The organism is Micromonospora endolithica (genome assembly GCF_003626595.1).
In the GTDB taxonomy this organism is placed as follows: Bacteria; Actinomycetota; Actinomycetes; order Mycobacteriales; family Micromonosporaceae; genus Micromonospora; species Micromonospora endolithica.
In genome coordinates, this window is the sequence record NZ_RBAK01000006.1 from 16419 (window position 1) to 36181 (window position 19763).

Annotated in this window: 16 protein-coding genes; 7 read left to right on the top strand and 9 right to left on the bottom strand. The window is 67.8% G+C overall.

Annotated elements, in window-relative coordinates:
* Positions 1-49: 49 nt before the first annotated feature.
* The 3 genes from D7223_RS32525 to D7223_RS16500 form a co-directional block, all read right to left on the bottom strand.
* Positions 50-2500, bottom strand: coding sequence for a hypothetical protein (locus tag D7223_RS32525; protein ID WP_147252566.1), 2451 nt, complete (start codon positions 2498-2500; stop codon positions 50-52).
* 670 nt (positions 2501-3170) lie between these two features.
* Positions 3171-3362 (bottom strand): hypothetical protein, encoded by a 192-nt coding sequence (locus D7223_RS32530; protein ID WP_147252565.1) that lies wholly within the window; start codon positions 3360-3362, stop codon positions 3171-3173.
* A 207-nt stretch (positions 3363-3569) separates the two neighbouring features.
* Positions 3570-3788: a hypothetical protein gene (locus tag D7223_RS16500; protein WP_120729304.1), complete on the bottom strand. Its 219-nt coding sequence runs from the start codon at positions 3786-3788 to the stop codon at positions 3570-3572.
* A 274-nt stretch (positions 3789-4062) separates the two neighbouring features.
* Between D7223_RS16500 and D7223_RS16505 the strand changes: the two genes are divergently transcribed.
* The 3 genes from D7223_RS16505 to D7223_RS16515 all read left to right on the top strand — a co-directional run bounded on the left by D7223_RS16505 (position 4063) and on the right by D7223_RS16515 (position 5561).
* Entirely contained in the window at positions 4063-4353 is a 291-nt protein-coding gene (locus D7223_RS16505; RefSeq protein WP_120729305.1) for a hypothetical protein, read from the top strand.
* 197 nt (positions 4354-4550) lie between these two features.
* On the top strand, positions 4551-4781 hold the full coding sequence (locus D7223_RS16510; RefSeq protein ID WP_238162060.1) for a hypothetical protein: 231 nt from the start codon (positions 4551-4553) through the stop codon (positions 4779-4781).
* Positions 4782-4994: 213 nt separating this feature from the next.
* A complete protein-coding gene (locus tag D7223_RS16515; protein ID WP_120729307.1) occupies positions 4995-5561 on the top strand; it encodes an NUDIX hydrolase in 567 nt (188 codons plus the stop codon).
* Positions 5562-5564: 3 nt separating this feature from the next.
* On the opposite strand, the gene D7223_RS16520 is transcribed toward D7223_RS16515, so the two are convergent.
* The gene (locus D7223_RS16520; RefSeq protein WP_120729308.1) at positions 5565-6986 is read right to left on the bottom strand and encodes a helix-turn-helix domain-containing protein; all 1422 of its coding nucleotides are present in this window, start codon (positions 6984-6986) and stop codon (positions 5565-5567) included.
* A 147-nt stretch (positions 6987-7133) separates the two neighbouring features.
* On the opposite strand from D7223_RS16520, the gene D7223_RS16525 reads away from it, so the two are divergent.
* On the top strand, positions 7134-7472 hold the full coding sequence (locus D7223_RS16525; protein WP_120729569.1) for a hypothetical protein: 339 nt from the start codon (positions 7134-7136) through the stop codon (positions 7470-7472).
* A gap of 3 nt (positions 7473-7475) precedes the next feature.
* A complete protein-coding gene (locus tag D7223_RS16530; protein ID WP_120729309.1) occupies positions 7476-7748 on the top strand; it encodes a hypothetical protein in 273 nt (90 codons plus the stop codon).
* Positions 7749-8086: 338 nt separating this feature from the next.
* Here D7223_RS16530 and D7223_RS16535 read toward each other — a convergent pair whose 3' ends face one another.
* The 3 genes from D7223_RS16535 to D7223_RS16550 are packed head-to-tail and all read right to left on the bottom strand — an operon-like array spanning position 8087 to position 13912.
* Positions 8087-11452, bottom strand: coding sequence for a S8 family serine peptidase (locus D7223_RS16535; RefSeq protein ID WP_147252564.1), 3366 nt, complete (start codon positions 11450-11452; stop codon positions 8087-8089).
* A gap of 46 nt (positions 11453-11498) precedes the next feature.
* Positions 11499-12743: a hypothetical protein gene (locus D7223_RS16545; RefSeq protein ID WP_120729312.1), complete on the bottom strand. Its 1245-nt coding sequence runs from the start codon at positions 12741-12743 to the stop codon at positions 11499-11501.
* Complete coding sequence (locus D7223_RS16550; protein WP_120729313.1) at positions 12740-13912, bottom strand: HesA/MoeB/ThiF family protein; 1173 nt, start codon at positions 13910-13912, stop codon at positions 12740-12742. The genes D7223_RS16545 and D7223_RS16550 overlap by 4 nt, the downstream gene beginning before the upstream one ends.
* A 570-nt stretch (positions 13913-14482) precedes the next feature.
* On the opposite strand from D7223_RS16550, the gene D7223_RS16555 reads away from it, so the two are divergent.
* Positions 14483-16993, top strand: a complete 2511-nt coding sequence (locus tag D7223_RS16555; RefSeq protein ID WP_238162061.1) for a tetratricopeptide repeat protein — start codon at positions 14483-14485, stop codon at positions 16991-16993.
* An 863-nt stretch (positions 16994-17856) separates the two neighbouring features.
* The gene (locus tag D7223_RS16560) at positions 17857-18282 is read left to right on the top strand and encodes a DUF6924 domain-containing protein (protein WP_147252563.1); all 426 of its coding nucleotides are present in this window, start codon (positions 17857-17859) and stop codon (positions 18280-18282) included.
* 98 nt (positions 18283-18380) lie between these two features.
* Here the strand turns inward: D7223_RS16560 and D7223_RS16565 are convergent, their stop codons facing one another.
* Together D7223_RS16565 and D7223_RS16570 are read right to left on the bottom strand one after the other, a co-directional pair.
* Complete coding sequence (locus tag D7223_RS16565) at positions 18381-18692, bottom strand: hypothetical protein (RefSeq protein ID WP_147252562.1); 312 nt, start codon at positions 18690-18692, stop codon at positions 18381-18383.
* A 219-nt stretch (positions 18693-18911) separates the two neighbouring features.
* A complete protein-coding gene (locus D7223_RS16570; protein WP_120729317.1) occupies positions 18912-19430 on the bottom strand; it encodes a hypothetical protein in 519 nt (172 codons plus the stop codon).
* Positions 19431-19763: the final 333 nt, after the last annotated feature.

Here is a 19763-nt window from a genome sequence, read left to right on the forward strand (position 1 = left end):
AGGGCGGGTCGACGGCAGACGGGATGGCGACGGCGCGCGGTCGGAGGAGCTACTTGAGGTGCTGTGAGTGCGAAAGATCATGTCGCTGGGTCGGAAGATTCGCATGAAGCAGGCCCGCAGTCGTCGCAGTGGAGGGTAAGCGAACCGGATAGTCTTGCCACATATCTGTATAGGGTGACTCGACCTCAAACTTGAATCGCAGGACCTCTGTCGGTTCAGCGAACCGGGCAGACAGCATGACGTGCTGTGAGGAGAAGAGGGACGGCAGGTTATTCCACGCGTACCGCGATGGCCTAAAAAAGACGATTTCCTGGCCGATTGCATCTGCAAGGACATAGGTCGATCTATTTGCCTCGTCCGTCTCGTTGCGAACGCGACGATAAACTTGTCGGCTATATCCACCGTCTTGTATCAGCAACACAGCGTCCCTGACCGCCTCCAAACTCCGACGCAGTCTCTCTATATCTACCGGGCTCCGTCGCGCATGGAACCAATCGTTTCGTGCATCGCTCACCTCCGCGCTGACTAGGATCCTGCTGACGTTCCGCAACTGCCTAACGATTGATTCCCGGCTTTCGGGCAGCAAGTCGAGAAAGGGAATCGTATGAACGAAGACGAATTCCTGAAGATCCTGCTGGCCAAGCCATCTCGGTAAATCTGTCGTCGGCCTAATGTACTGCTCAGCCCTAGCTTCGAAGGATGACAACAAGTCCGCTAGGACTTGGAAGCCACGGGAGGCGGTGTAGAGGGTCAGCTTGCCCTCAAAGGACACCGAGTGTTCGCCTCCATCGCCGCCAGACTCGGCGTCAGCGGACCGGAGCCGGTTAAGCGCCTCGCCCTCGCTAGGTCCCAGCTTTTCCCCGACGCCAGACCGGTAGACGAACGGCCTAGTGCTCGCGAAGTGGTCGTGCGTAAGTGCCCAGGTGGTATATAACAAGGAATCTCTGAGGAGGTCTTCAAGCTTGACAAAGAAGCTCGCTGCATATCGGCGGATGTTTTCCGCGTCGGTAGCGCTTGGATTGATAGGACTCTGTCGGGTGACTTGTCCCATCTTTTCGTGTAAGGACCAGAAATCTCGGTGCGGGTCAAGTAGGTCTTCCACGGGAAAACCGAGCTTCCACAGAACCGCATTCACCCGATCCTCATCGGTAAGCAATACGTCTTCGGCTAGCCCGATCTTTGATGCAGCAACAATGAAATTGCTCTTCCTGGCCAAGAGGAGCGAAGAAACCGCCTCCCGAGGACTGCTCTTCTGCAGATAGCTCTCTATCTTCGCATCCAGAGTAGGAGCGTCTTCACCTCTTAGTTGCCAGTCCAGCTCGTCGCGCTCACTCTCCTTGTGCAGCATGTACATCTGCCCCACGAGGCGGCGCAGCCGCTGTGGCGCGAGAGAGAACTCAGATGACGACTGACGAATGCCAAAGCGGCCGAGTTCAGGGCGCAGTCCATACCAACCGGAACCCTCCCCGCCGTTGATAACCGGCCTCCGTACTTGACCTAGTGGCACAAGAATTGTTCCGTCGGCAACAAGGGAGTCCAAGCCATTCGCGATTGCCTGATCGGAAGCCATCAGCATTAGCTGCAGAAGTTCGGCTGGGCCAAGAGTTGACACCATGGCGGCGGCGGGTCCTGGTCGAATCCCTACCTTCGCGGCTACTTGCCGAAGCTCATTCTTCGTTCTGTCCAAGAGCCAAGCGGCCAGCGCTCTCATTTCCGCTAGGGTCAGCGCGTCCCCAAGGAGATATGCGAGAGAATCACCTTTGAGGTCATTCCAAGGCATTGAGGCGTACATGTTGAAGCGCCGAATGTAGCCGTTCCAGTCGCTTGCTTGCCCTTCTTTCAGAAGGACCTTTTCCGCAATATCGCGCGCTTCGTTAATTGGCGCCGTCTGGTCGGTTACAAAAGTACGTGAATGTACAGTAGTACACTTGATGTCCGAGCAGTGGAAAGGCACTTCGTCGGCGGGGTGAATGGATCGCCGATGCGGTGTCTGAAGCAGTCCATATGGTCCAGTGACCAAACGTCCGACTTGAGAGACGCCCTGCGGTGTGCCCTCCAGTACTTCGAATGTTTCCTTGCTGGACAACACCGTGCGGCTTTCCCCGAAGGGAAAGGTTAGCAGCCTATCGTAGAGAAGTCGGCCATACGTGTAGGGAAACCTAATCGTCGTATCCCGAATTTGCTCACTAATGATTTCTATGAGCCGCTGAGTGTCAGTCTGAATCGGGTCAGCTAACAGCTCGTTGCCTAAAATTCGGAGTAAACACATAAATCGCGCTTCCGGGTACTTGATTCCCTTCCTAAGAAATGCCTGCACCATCCGCTCGCCGGCCTCGGTCAGGTGCACCGTCTCATACATCTCTTTAGAGATTCGGTAGTCTTGGCGAAGCTTGCACTCGATCAGCAGAAGTTGAACATCGAGCAGATCTGCGAGTGAGTCTCTGAAGTCATCGCCCGGATATATTTCGGCGAGTTCGTCTGCAGTCATCGGCTCAGGCATTTACCCATACTAGGCCGAACTTCACGTACCGTGTATAGACGATCGCGTTCGTGGATCGTCCAGATGGCGACGTCACGACGCCAAGAAGGCCGACGCTATGGCAAATCATACGGACTAGGCTGCTCGCCGAGTGCGCGTCTGGCCAGGTGGACAGCCGAAACCTCGACGACGCGATCCGGGCCAGGCACAACCTACGGGCTCTCGCCCTGCTCGGAGCAGCTTCACCGAGGCGATTGATGTTCTCAACAAGCATCACACGCGATCGAGGGCAGAGCAGCCAACCGAGCAGCCAAGCCAACGGTCGTCAACGGACGATGACGGACCGGGACACCAGCGGGCCATGAGTACCAGCCGGTGAACCAGCGCCGGGCAGCCGACTCGTAATTGGGAGGTCGGAACCTACCTCTGCCCCTCGCTCCTGTCGGGGTGGGCACACAGGGGGCACAAGACAATGTCAAACGTCGTCAACCAACCACCAGCAATGGCAACCCGAGACGCCCCGTGGGCAGGTGTCATCAGCCGTCCCCGCTGGTGGCGGGACAGCGGCTCTATGTTCCGCTTCAACGTCCGACACCCGAGCTGGGTGACCGACTGGGTGACCATGGGCACGAGCAACGCCGGACGGGGACACGGGTGAGATCAAGGCACCTTTCAAGCTGACGGTCCGTCGCTAATGGTCGTCCTCGTCGTCCCGCATCAGGCGGTCGAGGTCCTCAGGGCGTAGCCGCTTGATTTGGGTCTCCAGTTTGCGGCTGTACTGGCGATCGTTCGGATCCATCCCATTGCGAGATCGAGAGCTGCGGCCATACTCCTTGAGGAAGTTGCCCAGCTCCCGACGCATGCGTTCCCGCCGGCCCGACATGGATGCCACTCTAGGATCCGAAGGGCGAGTCGCGCCTTCTCATAACTGCTGTCGACAGCAACGGCGACAGCAACGGCCCGAGATGAGGACAGCCGGCAGCGACCGGGCATGGATCGTAGCCCGAGGTCACGGACGCGGACGGACGCTGCCGGACGGAGCGCCCAGAACTTACAAGCGAGGGGTTGGCCCGGACGCCTGGACGACTCGCTAGAGCGACGGTTCATGGAAGTAGACGGTGGCCGACCACCAGTTGCCGTCGGCAGTCACCTCGCTGTGCAGGATGACGTCCTGGACCTCGATGCCGGGCCGTTGTTCGATGCTGTCGGCGATGCGGCGCAGCAGTGCGGGGACGCTGTCTTGGCCGGGACCTACTGGGTTGGCCTGTGAGAAGTGCTCGATGGTCCACGACTCCGGTTCAGACGGCATAGCGGCAGTCTGCCAGGCGTTCGGACGGTGGCCGTTTCCCGGCGGTGTGGGGGCACAGGCGGGGGGCGCAGATGCCGTGTCTGGCATGCGAGATGGGTGACCAACTGGGTGACGATGGGAACGAGCAACGCCGGACGTCCCTAAACTACGGTGGACCGTTCGGGCGGCTCAGCCTTGCTGCGACCGGAGCTCATCAACGACTGGTGGGTCCTTCGGGACGAAGAAGTCGCTGCCGCAGCGGCAGACGTAGCAGCCGTCCCTACAATCTGAGTTCGTGGACTTCGCCGCAGGACCGCCAAGTCGCTGGGTTGTCACGCTCCGGTCTGGGGCGACGGTCGAGCTGGCTGCCGACGGCTTTACCGAGCATGACGGCCATGCCCTCTTCTCCGTCCTTGCCAACGCCACCAGTGAGGAGCAGGAGCAGGTTCAGGTCCTCGGCTGGTCAGTTGCGGCTCCGGCCGTTCTGGTCTTGGTGGCGAAGGTGCCCATGGTCGAAGTGGCGAAGATCGAGGGCGGCGAACCATGGTCGAGCACGCGAGCCGACGCGGAGCCGCAGGGCACATAGGGGGCACAAGACAGCGTGAAACGTCGTCAAAGAGCGTCGAACCATGGCAGACCGAAACGCCGTGCGAGCAGGCATCAGGTGCCGTTGCCGCTGGTAGGTGCGCCGGGGCTCTAAGTTCCGCTTCAACTCACCGACTTCGGGCTGGACGGGCGGTCCGGATCGCGGCCGGGCCGTCAGACAGCCGTAGGGTGCGGGTCATGCCCGAGGAAGAGGAAGTTGTTCTTCGCCTTGACCGGCCGACAGCCACGTCGCTTGCGGACCTGATCTACAACATCGGCGAGCACCAGGCCGCCGGCATGCCTCTCGCTCATTTGTCGAGTGACGACAGCGAAAGGCTTGGGCGGGTGCTCCACGACCTCTGGCGAGCCTTGGGCGTCTCGCTCCCGTACGGCGACGGTCCCGGGAAGGAACCTCGCCGCCGGATCTGATCGTTCTCACGCGGAGGTCGCTGACAGCAGCAGTGACAGCAACGTGCCGAGAGGAGGCCAGCCGCCGGCGGCCGGACGCAATCAGCGTCCGAGGTGGTGAACGCGGGCGGATGCTGCCGGACGGCGCGTCCAGAACTTACAAGCGAGGCATCGGGTGGTCGGCCAGCAGATGCCTGTCGAGAATGGTGAGGAGTCGGTGCGGATACTGGCGGGGTGGTGGAGAAGCAGGCTACGGAGTTGACCCGATGGACCATCCACGGCGAGCGCGTGGTGGACGACACACGCCGGGCACAGCTGAGTATCGCGGAGGTCGAGCTGCCCGACGGGGTTCGGTTCGAGCAGTACGTGATCCGTGCTCCGCGGTCGGCCATGGTGGCGGTGGTCGACGACCAGGAGCACCTGCTCTTGATGCGGCGGCACCGGTTCGTCTTCGACCGTTGGGTATGGGAGCTGCCCGGCGGTTACGTCGATGAGGGTGAGCAGCCGGCGGTCTGTGCGATGCGGGAGGTCGAGGAGGAGACCGGTTGGCGCCCTCGGAGGGTTGAGCCGCTGCTGTCCTTCCAACCGTGGGTTGGCACTGCCGACGCAGAGAATCTGCTCTTCCTCGCCCGGCAGGCCGAGCACATCGGCGAGCCCGTGGACGTGAACGAAGCTGAGCAGATTGCCTGGATTCCGCTCGACGAGGCGTACCAGCTTGTGGCTCGGGGCGAGATTGTCGGTGCCGGCACGGTGATCGCTGTGCTGGAGTTGGTCGCGCGTAAGGCTAAGGGAGAGCTGTGAGGGTCAGCGTCGAGGGCCGAGGGTGGCGTCGACGCGGCTGGTGAAATGCCGGACGGCGGGTAGTCGCCGGTGTGGGGCGAGCTGGCCTTGCAGGTCGCGGAGGTAGCGGACGGCTCTGGCGGAGCGGAGCTGGGTGGTCAGGGTCAAGGCTTCCGCGCCGATGGCGCAGGCTCGGTCGGGTTCGCCCTGTTGGGCGTGGACGCTGGCGAGCAGAGCCAGGTTGAAGGCTCTGCCCCGTACGTATCGGTTGTCCATGCGGAGGGATCGGGCGGCGAAGCGTTCGGCGTGGGTGTTGCGGCCGAGGGCGAGGAAGCAGTGGCCGAACTTGGCCGCCAGGTACGCCTCGTCGAAATAGCTGAGCCATTGGGGGTCGGCGCTGCGGTCGGCCCGGTCGAGGGCTTGTTCTGCCCGGTGCAGGGCGACGGCGCAAGCCCGTTCGTCACGGGCCTGCGCCAGGGCGTGGGCTTCCATGACATGGGCTTCGGCGACCAGGACCGCAATTCCGGCGCGGCGGGCGGTCCGGCCGGCGGCGCGGGCGAGGTCGAGGCCGGTGGTGGTGTGGCCGAGGTAGGTGGCCTGGTGGCTCATCGCCGCGAGGATCTCCGCGCCGAGGCCGTTGTCTCCTGCGGCGTGGGCGAAGTCCAAGGCGAGGGTGAGATAACGCTGGGCGATGCCGTGTTCGGCGGTGTCGTACGCCTGCCAGCCGGCGAGTTGGGCAAGTTCGGCAGCGGCACTGAGCAGCCGCTGACCGATCGGGTGGTCGTACCGGCCGTCGGTGAGGAGCGGAGTCACCTCCTGATGGAGGTAGCGGGCCACAGTGTCGCGGGCGTGCCCGCCGCCGTACTGGTTGTCCAGCCCGCGGTAGGTCGCGGTCATCGCGCGGATGGTGTCAATCTGCGGTTGACCGACGGCATCACGGCCGGGCTGGGTCACCGGGGCCGGATCGGGGGCCGTGAACCAGCGCAACGCCGGAAGGGTGGAGCCGGCGGAGCTGAAGGCCACCTGCCGGAGTACGTCTCGACGGTTCACGTCACCTCGCCAAAGCTCTGCGGCACTGCGCACGTCGTCCTGCCAGGTCCGGCTGGCCGGCGGTTCGCTGGGCCGACCGGGGGTGAGCCGGCCGGGGTCGGCCGGTGGCGCGGCCTGCCGGGGTGCCAGGCCCATCGTGGTCCGCGCCCGGTCAGGCATCCCGCAGCCGTCGGCGATCCGCTCCAGCACGTCGATCGAGGTGACCTTGCGTCCGGCCATGATCCGGCTGACGTAGCCCTGTTCCAGCCCGACGGCGGCCCCGATCCGGCTCTGACTCGCCCCGGTGAGACTGGCGATCCAGCGGAACAGCCTGCCGATGTCGCGGACGGCCAGGGCGGTCAGCACCTCGCCGTGAGACCACGCATCCTCCGGTATTCGCAGCGGATCGAGCAGCACGGCAGCTCCCAGCGTCGCGTTCCGACTACTCAAGGTGTTCAGGCCGACAGCCTAGAGCGGCCATTCGTGCTGGTCGAGCCGTCCCATGTCACCGTGACATGACCGCTGGCCATGGCGCGGCCCGCCGTCGGCCGGGATGGTCGGCGCATGTCCTTCGATGTCGACAACCCGCCCGTGGAACCGCCCGACGAGTGCCAGCACCGCCTGCTGTGGCGGTTGGCCCGCGCTCTCTGGGAGGCCCACCGGCCGGACAGCGCCGGCTTCTGCGTGGTCGCCGGCTGCTGGCATGAGAACCAACGCGACCCCTGCCGGCTGGCCCAGCTCGCGCAGGAGGGGATGCGAACCGCCTGCGGCGAAGCCACCCCCGCCTCGCCACCCTGGATCGCCGTCACCCGCGAGCGCCTGGCAGCCGGGGACATCGACCCCACCGACGCCGTCGCCGAAGTCCTCTGGCATCACCGCCGCGCCCGCAGGACAGGGCGGTGACCGATGGGAGCCATCTACACCTCGACAGCCTTTCGCGAGTACGCCAAGGCGCAGGTGGCACACGCGGACATCCTGCTGATCAAGCACTCGGAGTCGGCCCTGAGCCTGTGCCGGTGCGGCCGACTCCACCCCTGCGACGACCGCCAGCACTGGCTACGCATGCGCGCCCACTTCGGGCGGTTCCTCGTCGATGAGCAGTACAGCAGCGAAGTACAGCAACCCAGCCCACCGAACCCGACCCGAAGCGACCCCAGCAGGCTGGACGACCTCGGATGACACCCGATCGGACCGGCTCGCCGACAGCTCACACCGAAGAGGTCACTGGTTCGATCCCAGTATCGCCCACCATGTATGTCTCCTGGTCAGCAGCCCGTTACCGGATTCGCCGGTAGCGGGCTGCTGCCGTTTTGCCCCATAGCTTGGGAGCGATCTCCGGCGGAGGCGTCGGCTACGTGCTCGACACGACCGGCCGCGGCGGCGAGCGGCGAGGTCATCAAGCCGGTGCTACGCGTGCCGGGCTCCGGAGCGCACTCCCGCGGGTAGCCCTCGGAAGCCGTCGAGGCCGCCTTCGACCTGCACCGCTTCCATCTCACTCGAACGGGGCGAGGCCGTGGTCACGCCGATCCCACCGTGTACGCGTAGGGCACCGCAGCCACCTCCGTGCCGAACCCGGTACGTGCGTCCAGGGTGATCACTGTCAGCGACCCGGAGACGCGTTCTGCCACCGGTTCGTCCGAGCTGAAGACCACTGTGATCCGGCCGCTCTGCCCCGGCGCCAGCGTCAGCGGCGTGTACGGCTCGGTCGACCCCTCGACCACTCGCCGCCAGTAGTTGCCGGTGGACGATGTGATCCGCCGGTCGAAGAGTCGAGTCAGTGCGGTGGCCTCGCAGTCCACTCGGGCCGACGGCTGGGGCGTAGCGCCGAACGGCCCGGCACGGTTGGCGTTGCAGATCCAGGTCGTCGCCGCCACCTCGGCCGACGAGACAACCACCTCCGACCGCCGGCCGGCGGTTCCGGCCAGGTCCGGGTCACCGACGTAGTAGCCGTTCTCGCCGTATGGCTGCGTGTCCAGCACGTGCGGCACCGCCGAATCGGCCGACATCCGCAGCCGTGTGGTGCCGGTCGGTACCGGAAAGCGAGGGTAGACGTCGGCCCCGGATACCGGTGTCCGATACGCGGCGGACGCCACCGGCCGCAGCGGCACCTCGCCGACGGCGTCCAGCCGGGCGTCCACGAAGTACGACGCCGGTGCGGTACCGGTGTTGGTGATCGTGAGGGTGGCCTCAGCCGGACGGCCCGCCGGCAGCACGGCACCCGCCGGCACACCGGTCGCCACGACCGGCAGCGGGGCGAATCCCACCCGACCGTGGAACGGCTGGCGGGTCCGGACAGTGGCGGTCGGCGCCGTGAGCACCAGCACCACGGTCCATCGGCCTGCCTGTGGGGCACGCCGGACCAGGTCCAGCCTGGGCGGCGCCGCCGTTCCCGCCGAGCGGGAGCTGCTGGCCGCGAGTGGCATCCCGGCTGGGTCGACGAGGAAGCCCCAGACCTCCAGCTCCGGGTCGTCGCCCGCCCCCACCGACACGGCCAGCGTCGGCTTCCCGGCTGGTACCTCGAACTGGAAGCTGCGCCGCTGCCCGAGTAGAGCCCACCCGGCGAGGGCGCCGTTGCCGCCGGAGAAGATGCCGCGGAAGCTGCCGCCGGAGGGGCCGGTCGGAACCAGCGCCCGCAGGCCCAACGGAAGCGCCGCGTAACCCGTCGCGCCGGCGGCGACGGTCACGGTGGCCGACGAGTCACCGGCCGTGGTCGGCAGGCGGACCGGCAACCAGGCGGTCCGCGTACCGCCGGGCGGCACGACGACCGAGGGGCCGGTGCGCGGAGTCAGCCGCAGCACGGTGACGTCGTATCGGACCGCACCCACCGGCGGTGACCCGTCGTCGCGGGTCCAGATCGCCACGGTCCAGCGGCCCGGCTGCGGCCGGGCCACCGTCACTCGCCCGTACCCTCCGTTGCCCAGCGGCAGCGAGTAACCGGCGAGCTGGCCGGCGGGATCGAAGACGCTCACCGAGACCGGCGCGGCGTGCGACCGGGGATCCCAGGCCACCGCGGCCTGGAGCTGGTCGGTCCCGCCGGGCACGGTGACCGGCACCAGGCGGGCGTTCGCCGGTACGCCATCGGAGTCGGCGAACGCCCTGCCGGCACCCGCGGCCAGCGTCACCTGACCGGCGGCCAGGCTGCGGGTCGGCGCGGTGGACCGCAGGCCGACGGTGACGCGACGGGTGTGCGCGCCCGGATTGGTGACGTGCACCGCGACCGGCGCGACCCGCCCCGCCCCGCCAGTGACGCTCGCCGTCGAGGTAGCGACAAGCAGCCCCGCCTTGTCCTCCGAGGCCGGCCGACCACCGGCAGGGGCACCGGCGGGGCCGGTTGACCCCGGGTGGCCGGCCAGGGCGGCGGCCAGACGCACCGCGGCGAGGGTATCCACCCGCCCGGCTCCCTGCTGGCTGGCCGGCTGCCGCAGGTCGGTCGCAGAGCTCATCAAAATGCGTTTGACCTGCTCGGGGGTTGGTGTGTCGCCCGTGTGCCGGCGCACCGTCTGGATCACCAACGCCGCCGCGCCGGCCACGAACGGCGCCGCCGCGCTGGTGCCGCCGAACAGGAAGAACGGGCTGGGGGTGCCGCCGTCGAAGAAGGAGACGCAGCTCTGGTAGCGCGCGGTGTCCGTCGAGCAGGCAGCCCACCCGGTGTCGCCGGGCGCCACGAGGTCGACGGTGCGGGGCTCCGCCTGTGCGGTGCCGCCGGAACTCAACGCGGACACCGAGTCGGACCGGTGGCCGCCGCCGCCGAGCGGTGACCCGCCGTACCCGAGTTGGCCGTACGCGCGCAGTTGGGTGCTTGCGCCGACGGCGATGACGTCCGGGTCGCTCGCCGGCGAGCCCAGGGTGTCGTCCGGTCCGGCGTCCCCGGTGGCCACCACCACGGTCACTCCCGCCGCGACGGCCGCGTCATTGGCGAGCCGCAGGGCGTTGGCGGCCGTGTCCGGATAGCCGTAGCCCACCAACGACTCGTTCAGCACGTCGACGCGCTCGTGGAGCACCGCCCACTCGATGCCCTGTAGGACGACTGACGTGGGCGCCGCGACGTTACTGAACACCTTGGCCACGTGCACGGTGGCCGCTGGTGCGACGCCCAGGATCCGCATCGGGCACGGTTTGTCGGGGCGGTGCACCGGATGCCCGTACCGCCCGGCGTCGTAGACGCCGACGCCCTGGGCCGCCACGACACTCGCGTCGCCGAAGGATTCCAGGATGTACGAGGGAGCGTCCAGGCCGTCGCCGGTGAAGTCGGCGTAGCCGGCCACCACCGATCGCCCGTCGCGGACGAACTCGGCCGCCGCCGGGTCGATCGCTCCGCCGAGCACGCCGACCCGCACCCCCGAACCGTCGGCCAGGTCGTGGGCACCGGGTTCCTGGGCTGATCCGACGGTACGCGTCAACGCCAGCCCTTCCGGTTCGGTCAACGGCGGCTCACCCGGCGCGGCGCAGGTCCGCCCACCCATCCCGACCCCGCCGGCCGTTGGAGCGGGCCGGTTCCCGCCGGCCGGGGCGACCGGTTGGCGCAGCCGCAGCGGGGTGTCGGGCAGCACGGCTCGCACCCCGGGTCGGGACGCCAGGTCCGCGAGGGTCCGCTCCGGCAGGGTCGTGGCGATGGCGTTCACCATGCGGAAGGGCTTCACCCGGGTGGCGCCGGCACGGCGCAGGTCAGCGAGCATCGGCTGCTGGTCGGCGGCGATCCGGGCGGCCCTCTCGGTGAGCCGCCGCCCGGCCGGAGCGTCGTGCTGGTCGGCGAGGACGACGATGACGGCCCGGCCCGGCCCGGCGTCGACCGCCGCCGGTGGGGCCACGGCGGCGACCGGGCCGGTGGCCAGGGCCGGCGTCAGTAGGGCGGCCAGCAGTCGATGCGGCGCGGTGAGTAGCACGGTTCGCGTCCTTGCCTTCCTGGTAGCGGTGCGGTGGACGAGCCGATCAGGCAGCGGTACGACGTTCGGTGACGAAGACCCAGCCGAAGGTGGCGAGTTGCAGGGCGACGAGCGCGAGAAAGCCGACGCCGTTCCAGAAGGCGAGCCCGTCGACCGGGGAGTCGAGGCCGTCGATGGCCAGCCCGACCATCGTGACCATGGCGGGCACCGTGAGGGCCAGCAGCGCCGCGGTCACGGCGAGCGAGCCGAGCAGGTAGAACGGCGCGTACCAGCGGATGATCCGCAGTTCCCGGGCCGGCACGCCGCCGAGGTCGTGCCCGGGGCCGCGGCCGACCAGCCGCCGCGTCTGGTTGGCCAGCCAGCGCCGGGTGTCACCCATCAGGTCGCCCAGCCGCAGCCAGTTGCCCAGGACGTAGTAGATGTCGGTCCGCATGAACACCAGGAACTGGTAGACCACCGACAGCGTGAGCGTGTAGACGACGCCGCGCACCAGCTGCTCGTGCAGACCGGCGAGTTGCAGGACCAGACAGGCCGACATGAGCAACAGGTCCCAGGTCAGCCCGGCCAGGTACGGGGCGTAACGGCGGCGCCGGGGCACGGATCGGACGGCCGACATCTCCGTCTGCGCCACCAGGAACCACAGCCTTCGGCTGATGGAGAGCCGTCCCGTGACGCCCAGCGCCCGCACGGTGGCCGCGTGCGCCAGCTCGTGAAGCAGCACCAGCATCCAGGCCACCGCCGCGACGACCAGGGCGTTGGCCAGCACCCCGTCCAGGAGGAACGCGTCGGCCGGGGTGGGCCGCAGCGAGGGAACGAGCACCAGCAGCAACGGTACGGTCAGCCAGCTGCCGACGTAGAGCAGCCGCATCGGCGGCGCGAGCAGCCAGGAGACCCGGTGCGGCGGCAGGTTCGCCAGCACCGCTACCCCCCGGCGGGAGGGGCCGGCGCCGGGGGACAGCGGGGTGCCGGCCCCGGTCGCCGGTCCGCCGGAACCGACCGTGGCTCCTCCGTCGCCGGTCGCGGCGTCCACCCGCAGGAAGCCGCAGGACGCCATGCCGTCGAGGAAGTCGGCGAGGTCCGGCTCGGTGCCGTACCGCTCGGCGAACCGCCGGCGGACCTCGCCGAGCGGCAGCCCCTCGCCAAGCCACCGGACGAGGTCGACCCCCTCGGCCGGCAACTCGATGAAGTCGCCGGTGTCGACCCGGCCGACCTCGCACACACCGTCCTCGCTCTCGCCGATGTGCAGCGGATGCAGCCAAACGACGGTGGTGTCGGTGAGCGCGCTGGTCACGTCACGGACCCGGACGCGACCGCGGCCCGCAGGCCGCCGGGCGCCACGCCAGGGCGGGGGACCCGACCGTCCGGACCGCAGGCGGCGCAGTCGTCGAGCAGCGTGCCCTCGGCGAACTGCGTCTCCATGCGGTGCACGTCGACGACGAGCTTCCGGCCGACGATGACCGGTTCCGCCATGCCGGTGAGGTGCTTGACGGCCTCCAGGGCGGCCAAGTTGCCGATCATCCCGGCCATCGGCGCGTTGCACGGGTTGATGGTCCGGTCGCCGATCACCCCGACCACGTACTCGGCCATCGGCGCGTACTCCGGATGGTTGGCCGCGGCGTCCTGCTCGACGCACTGGAAGCACGCGGTCCGGTAGGGCACGTGCAGGAAGAGGCTGACCGTGAGCCCGTCGTTGGAACCGCGCATCCACGCGGTGCCCTCTCGCAGGGCCGCCTCGTTCAGCCACTGGTAGAGCGTCAGGCGGGGTCGGTCAGCGGCGCAGATCACCAGGTCTCGACCGGCCATGCAGGCGCGGGCGGCCGCCACCCCGTCGACCCGCGCGTTGCGCGCGCTGATCCGGACATGCGGGTTGATCTCGTTCAGCCGGCGGACGGCGGCGGTCACCTTGGGCTGCCCGACGTCGGCGTCGGTGTAGAGCACCTGGCGGTTGAGGTTCATCAGTTCCACGTCGTCGTCGTCGACGAGCAGGATGTCGCCGACCCCGATGGCGGCCAGGCTCATGGCCACGTACGACCCGAGGCCGCCGATCCCGAGTACCGTGACCCGGGCGTCGCGCAGCCGTAGCTGGAAATCGGCCGCGGTCAGCGGTGGCTTGTGGAAGTAGGAGAAGAACTCCAGGTTGCGCCGGTACCGCTCGCGTTCCACCGCCGGCAGCCGGGCCGGTGGGGGTACGGCGGCGTCCTCCACGAAGCCCATGCCGATCAGCGCGTCGATGGACTCGTCCACTTCGACGGCGGTGATGCCCGGATCGTGCTCCGCCATGGCGTCCGCCAGCTCGGGTCGGGTCCGCGTACCGTCCATCAGGCTCAACAGGTGCCAGGTGTTGCCGCGCTCGTCGTCGACCATCTCCGAGGCGATGCCGTAGTCGCCGCCGCCGATGCGGATACGGCCGTCGCCCAGAGGGATGGGTGGAAACACGCTCTTGATACGGGGTCGCCTCATCCGTACTCGCTCCTTCGGGTCCTGGTGGGGTCGACCGTCGCCCCAGGTCGTGATGGCGGTCCTGGTCACCGCCTGGGCAGGCGGTGACCAGGACCGTCGGGTCAGCAGTCCGTGCAGGGGCTGCAAGCGCAGATGACGGTGGTCTCGATCTTCTCGAGACGACGGATCTGGATCTTCATGGCGACACCTCCCTCCGGAGCTGGACGGCTGGCCCGACCGTGACCGGCGAATGCCGCCGGTGCCGGCCTGGCATCTCGCTGAAGTGTGTGGCGAGCCGCCGGACCATGGGGCAATCCCGGACGACTCCGGACGGGCGGGCCTTGCCCAGCACCGGTGCGCTCGGTGTCCGATCAGCAGATCAAGGACAGATCCCGTGACGCTGCCGGAGGGCAGAGGGTCTAGTAAGAAGCACAAGCCCGAGATCAGGACTGCCCGGGAGCTGCCATGACCGAGTCGCTTGCGAGTGGTGGCGGTGTGGCGCCGCCGGATCCGGGGCCGGCCGAGTCCCTGGACGAGGTGGCCCAGAGACTGCGGACGCTGAAGGTATGGGCCGGCGACCCGTCCTACGACGTGATCAAGAACCGGATCAACGCGGCCGGGAAGGCCGCGGGCCGGACCGGCGGCGTGGTTGCCAGGAGGACCACGGTCGCTGACTGTTTCAAGAGCGGTCGAAGGCGGGTCAACACCGATCTGGTGATCGCCGTTGTCGAAGCGCTTCATTCGGACGTGGGGTACGTGGCGCAGTGGCGGCAGGCACTTCGCGTGGTCGGCGGGGAAGCCCGGGCGGCATCACAGGTGCGAGTCCATGGCAACCTGCCGCAGGACCTGGCCGGCTTCGTCGGCCGTACCGCCGCGCTGAACCGGATCCGACGAGAGCTACGCAAGCGCGACCTGGATGGTGGCGCGGCCGTGATGGCGATCCAGGGTATGGCGGGCGTCGGCAAGACCCAACTCGCCATCCACGCCGCGCATGCCCTGCACCGGAAGGAACCGTTCGACCGGATCTTGTTCGTCAACCTTCGCGGATTCCACCCGGACACCACTCAACCGCCGGCCGACCCAGCTTCGGTCCTCGAGGGCTTCCTGCGCCTGCTCGGCGTCGCCGGCCAGCAGATCCCGTACGACCTGCCCGCCCGGGTTGCCGCCTACCGCCGCCTCCTCGTCGGTACCCGTACTCTGGTCGTGCTGGACAACGCCAGCGACGCCGAACAGGCCCGCCCGCTGCTGCCCGACACTCCGGGCTGCCCGGTGCTGATCACCAGCCGACGCGACCTCGGCGAGTTGCCGCACGCCACTCAGCTCACGCTGGACCTGTTCACCCCCGACGAGTCGGCTGCCCTGCTCGCGGTAGGCGTATCGCAGGTCCCCAGCGGCTCCGACCCGAACGCGGTGGTCCGGATCGCTCAGCGTTGCGGCCACCTCCCCCTCGCGCTCGGGCTGGTCAACGCCCACATCAGAAGCAGATCCGGCTGGACGTTGACCGACCAAGCCGACAGGCTCGACGAACGCCATGACCAGCGGCGCCTCGACGTCAGCGTCGAGCTTGCCTTCGATCTCTCCTACCGACATCTGCCCGCCGACCGGCGACGGCTGTTGCGCTTCGTGGCGGCACATCCTGCTGATGATTTCGACGCTCGGGCCGTCGCGGCCCTGACCGGCATCGCCACGTCCGAGGCGAGGGCTCATCTGCACCACCTCCACCGGGACCACCTGCTACAACAGGCCGCCCCTGGCCGGTACGCCCTTCATGACCTGATCCGCGCGTACGCCACCAGCCGTTGCAGCGACGAAGATCCGCCACCCCAACGCCGCGCCGCCCTGACCCGTCTGTTCGACTACTACGTGGAGACCGCCACCGCCGCGATGGACGTCCTGTACCCGGCCGGATCGCACCGCAAGGCGTCATCGGACGCCGTCACCGTCGCGGCTCCGAGCGACGCGGAGACCGCCAGTGGCTGGCTGGACACCGAACGCCCGGCTCTGGTCGCCGTCGCCGCCCACACCGCCGCACACGGCTGGCCCTCCCACACCGCCCGGCTGTCGGCCACCCTGTTCCAGTACCTGCACGGTGGGCATCCCACCGACGCCCTCACCATCCACGAGCACGCCCGTGACGCCGCTCGCCGCGCCGGTGACCCGGCCGGGCAAGCCCACGCCCTGACCAGCCTCGGCGCCACCCACACACAGCTCGGCCGATATGGGCCGGCCATCGAGCACCTCCAGCGGGCCAGGACCCTGTTCCGGCGAACCGGCGACCACATTGGTGAAGCCCGCACACTGATCAACCTTGGTGTCGTCGAGTCACGGCTCGGCCGCAACCGGCCAGCCGCCAACAGCTACGGTCAGGCCCTGGCCCTGTTCCGGCAGGCCGGCCACCAGGCCGGGGAAGCGCACGCGCTGAACAACCTCGGGGAAGTCGAAGCGCAACTGGGTCGGTACGGGCTGGCCGCCGAGCACGTGCGACAGTCTCTGGTCCTGTTCCAGCAACTCGGTGGCCGTACCGGCGAAGCATGGACGCTGAACACTCTCGGCGACATCGAGATACGGCTGGGTCGGCACCGGGCCGCCACGACCCACCTGCAGCAGGCCCTGGCCTTGTACCGTCAACTCGGCAACCACACCGGCGAGGCCTGGACGCTGAACAGCCTCGGTACGCTCCACACCCGCCTCGGCCAAATTACCGACCATCACCAGCAGTCACTCGATATCTTTCGCGAGACCGGCGAACGGTACGGCGAAGCTAACGCGCTCAACGGAATCGCCGAAGCAGCTCGCGTTACGGGCAACGTCGCCGACGCCCTCATCCACCACACCGCAGCACACACGATCGCCGTCGAGATCGGCGCACATCACGAGCACGCCCGCGCCCACACGGGTCTCGGCCACGCCCACCGCGCTCTCGGGGCACCCGCACCCGCCCGCGATCACTTCCAACGGGCGCTGACTCTCTACACCGACCTCGACATGCCCGAAGCCGACCAGATGCGGGCCAACCTCACCGCCCTCGACGACAACGGCGCCGGGCGCGGGAGCATGGACCTGACGGCGCAGCTCATGGTGGGCACACCGAGCTGCAGTTGATCGTCGCTGAACCCATGCCACGGCACACGAATTGTGGCCGACAGCCGCAGATCGACTTCTTGGCAGACGTTGGTTCCGGCGGCGCTTCCACGGCGCCGTGGGGCGAGCCACCGCCGACCGCGGCGGGGGAGCGGAGAAACCCTCCGACCCGGTGACGAGCCGGGGATCGGGGGAGCAGGTTGGGAGCAGCGGGATGCTCTAACGGCCTTGAACTGCGTCCAGCGGCATCGAACGGCGCGCAACTGCACCCATCCCTAGCTGCGGCTCCCCACCAACCAGACGTCCCCGACGATGCGCACCCAGGGGACAGGGTCATGGGGACGGCGCCGAACCGTTGACCCAGCCAATCGACGTAGGCCCCTGCGTTCGCGGTCGGCGGGATGTGCGGTTCTACGGGCGTCTGCTCATCGTCGTTAGAGTGGAACCGGTAACCGTCACTGGACAACTTATTGACGATCGCCTCGATGTTCTGGCGGGCTTGGCGCGCCATCTCATCGCAGACTAGCTGCGCCTCCTGGGCCTGTTCGGGCTCCAGAACCACGCCGCCGAGCTGACGCAACTCCTGCCAGACCAGCTCCCGTTGCCCCCGCTCGTAACGGCTGAGCCAGCGTGGTGGTGATGCCACGCCGCGATTTTGCCAGACACCTTTCGTGCATCGCCGGGCGGCTCACTCAGCAAGCATCAACGTGAGCGCACTAATCAAGACCAATTGCCTGAACGCCGCGACGCCTCGGACGGCACTCTTCTGCCGCTACCAGCGGCTGCCGGCGGACGCCGGCTGCGGCTGAGGGCAGCAGGCGGTCCCGCACTGCATGATTGGTGCGCCGGTGGGCCAAGGCTGTTTCGGCCGTTACGCTGCGCTGGTGGCAGAGTTGCCGGGGACGTGGAGCGTTCCGGTGGTACGGGCGGACTTCACCGATGACGCCGTCTGGAACCAGATCAAAGAGTCGATCGCGGAGCCGACCGAGGAGGGCTTCGGCGCGGACGTGGATTTCGTTGAGGACCGCGCGTTGAACGGCCTGGACGAAGCAACGATCGTAGCCAGCTACCCACCGAGCTACCCGCACGATTACCGGCACCCGGTGCTGTTCGTGATCGACGCCATCGCCGTAACCACGCCAGGCCACCCCGTGCTGGTCATCAACCTCAACGCCGGGGTAGACGCGCGACCGTTCCGGGCGCTGCCAAGGCAGGTGCAGGCGATCCAGAACAACCTGTCGCTCGCGAACATGGACTACATCGAGTTCGCGACTTCTACGGGTGCGGATGGTGTCTTCCGAGGTTTCTGACTCGAGACCAGGAACACTCTCATGCCGCCAACCGAGCGTCAGAGTGCGTGACGAGCGGTCTGTGCAGCGACCAGTCGGCGCTGCCGCGCGCGCCCCTTTCAGGTGCCGAACCCTCCGCACAGGTAGAACAGGCTCGCGGCCAGTCCGAGTGTCCAGCCAGCCACGAGGCCAGACGACGACCCACGGCCGAGCCGTCCGGACAGCGCGAAGCAGCTGACCAGCAACACCAGCTGCGCAACGCCGTATGTGAATACGCCAAAGAAAAGCGCCGCGAACCTCCCACCGGCATCCAAGTCCGCATTCGGGCCGCCACCAGCGGCGATGGCCAGGACAATCGTCAACCCAACAGCAAGGCCGTGCCCAGCGAGGGCAACGACCGCTCCGGCAACCATCGGCCTGGTGATCGTCACCGCCGGAGCGTGACACACGACGGAGGAGCTGGGCTACTACCTCAGCCCGAACGAGCACGAAGACGCCCAGCACAGCTGCGCCAGGCGGAGCCGCACTGATCTGTTCGGCGGTCGGCTTCCATCGTGGCCGACGTCGGGAGCCTGAGGCAGCTACAGCACGGGGCCCGACCCCTCGCGATTGAGAGAGCCGGGGTCCGTAGGGCTACTGGCGTGCCTCGCCTACTTCTGGCACCGCCCGCTGGCCTGCCCCTCGGCAATGACCTTGTCGACGCCCTTGGCGTAGTCCGCCATCGACTCGCCGTCCGGCTGGTACCGCCACTGCCCATCCTCGTACCGGATCTCGGACATCCCGGCGGCGATCGACCGCTTGAAGTTCACGACCGCCTTGTCCTCGCCCTCAAGGCGGGCCCCGGTGATCTCGAAGGTCAGGCCGGTGATGGTCTTGCACTCGGTGTGCAGGCGGGCGTACTCGTCGCGGCTGATCGCCGCCTTGCCCTCCTTGGTCCAGAGGTCCCATGCGCCCTTCCAGTCGCCGGCCGCGTAGGTGTCGTACTCCTTCTGAGCCAGCGCCTTGGCCGCCTCTACCGTCTTCGGTTCCTGCGGCTTGTCGGCCTTGGCCTCGGTGGAGGCGGCACCCGGGGCGGCGAGGGCGGTCGGCTCGGTGGTGTCCTCGTTCCCGCACCCAGCGGTGAGCAGGGCCAGCCCGAGGGCTCCAACGGCGATGATGGTCTTGCGCATTCGTGTGTCTCCTGGTCATGGTGCAGTGCAGGCCAGTCGGCCAGCGTGGCCGCGATCGGTCGTGAACCGTCGCCGCCCTCGGTGGGTCGCGGGTGATCATGGCAGGTCGGTGCGACAGATCAGCGGTGGGGCGTACGGCCGGGCTCGGCGAGGCGGGCCACCATGATTCGTGAATAAGCCGGGACCGACCGTGCTGCTGTAGATATGGCTCGAATCCCACCAGCAACCCGTTGGTCAGGGCTTCGTGCTCGGAAACGCCTTCGGCATATCGGCAGTGTCGATTCATCGCTGACTCGACAGGTCTCGGCGCACTGTCATGTCCGCCGGTCGTGC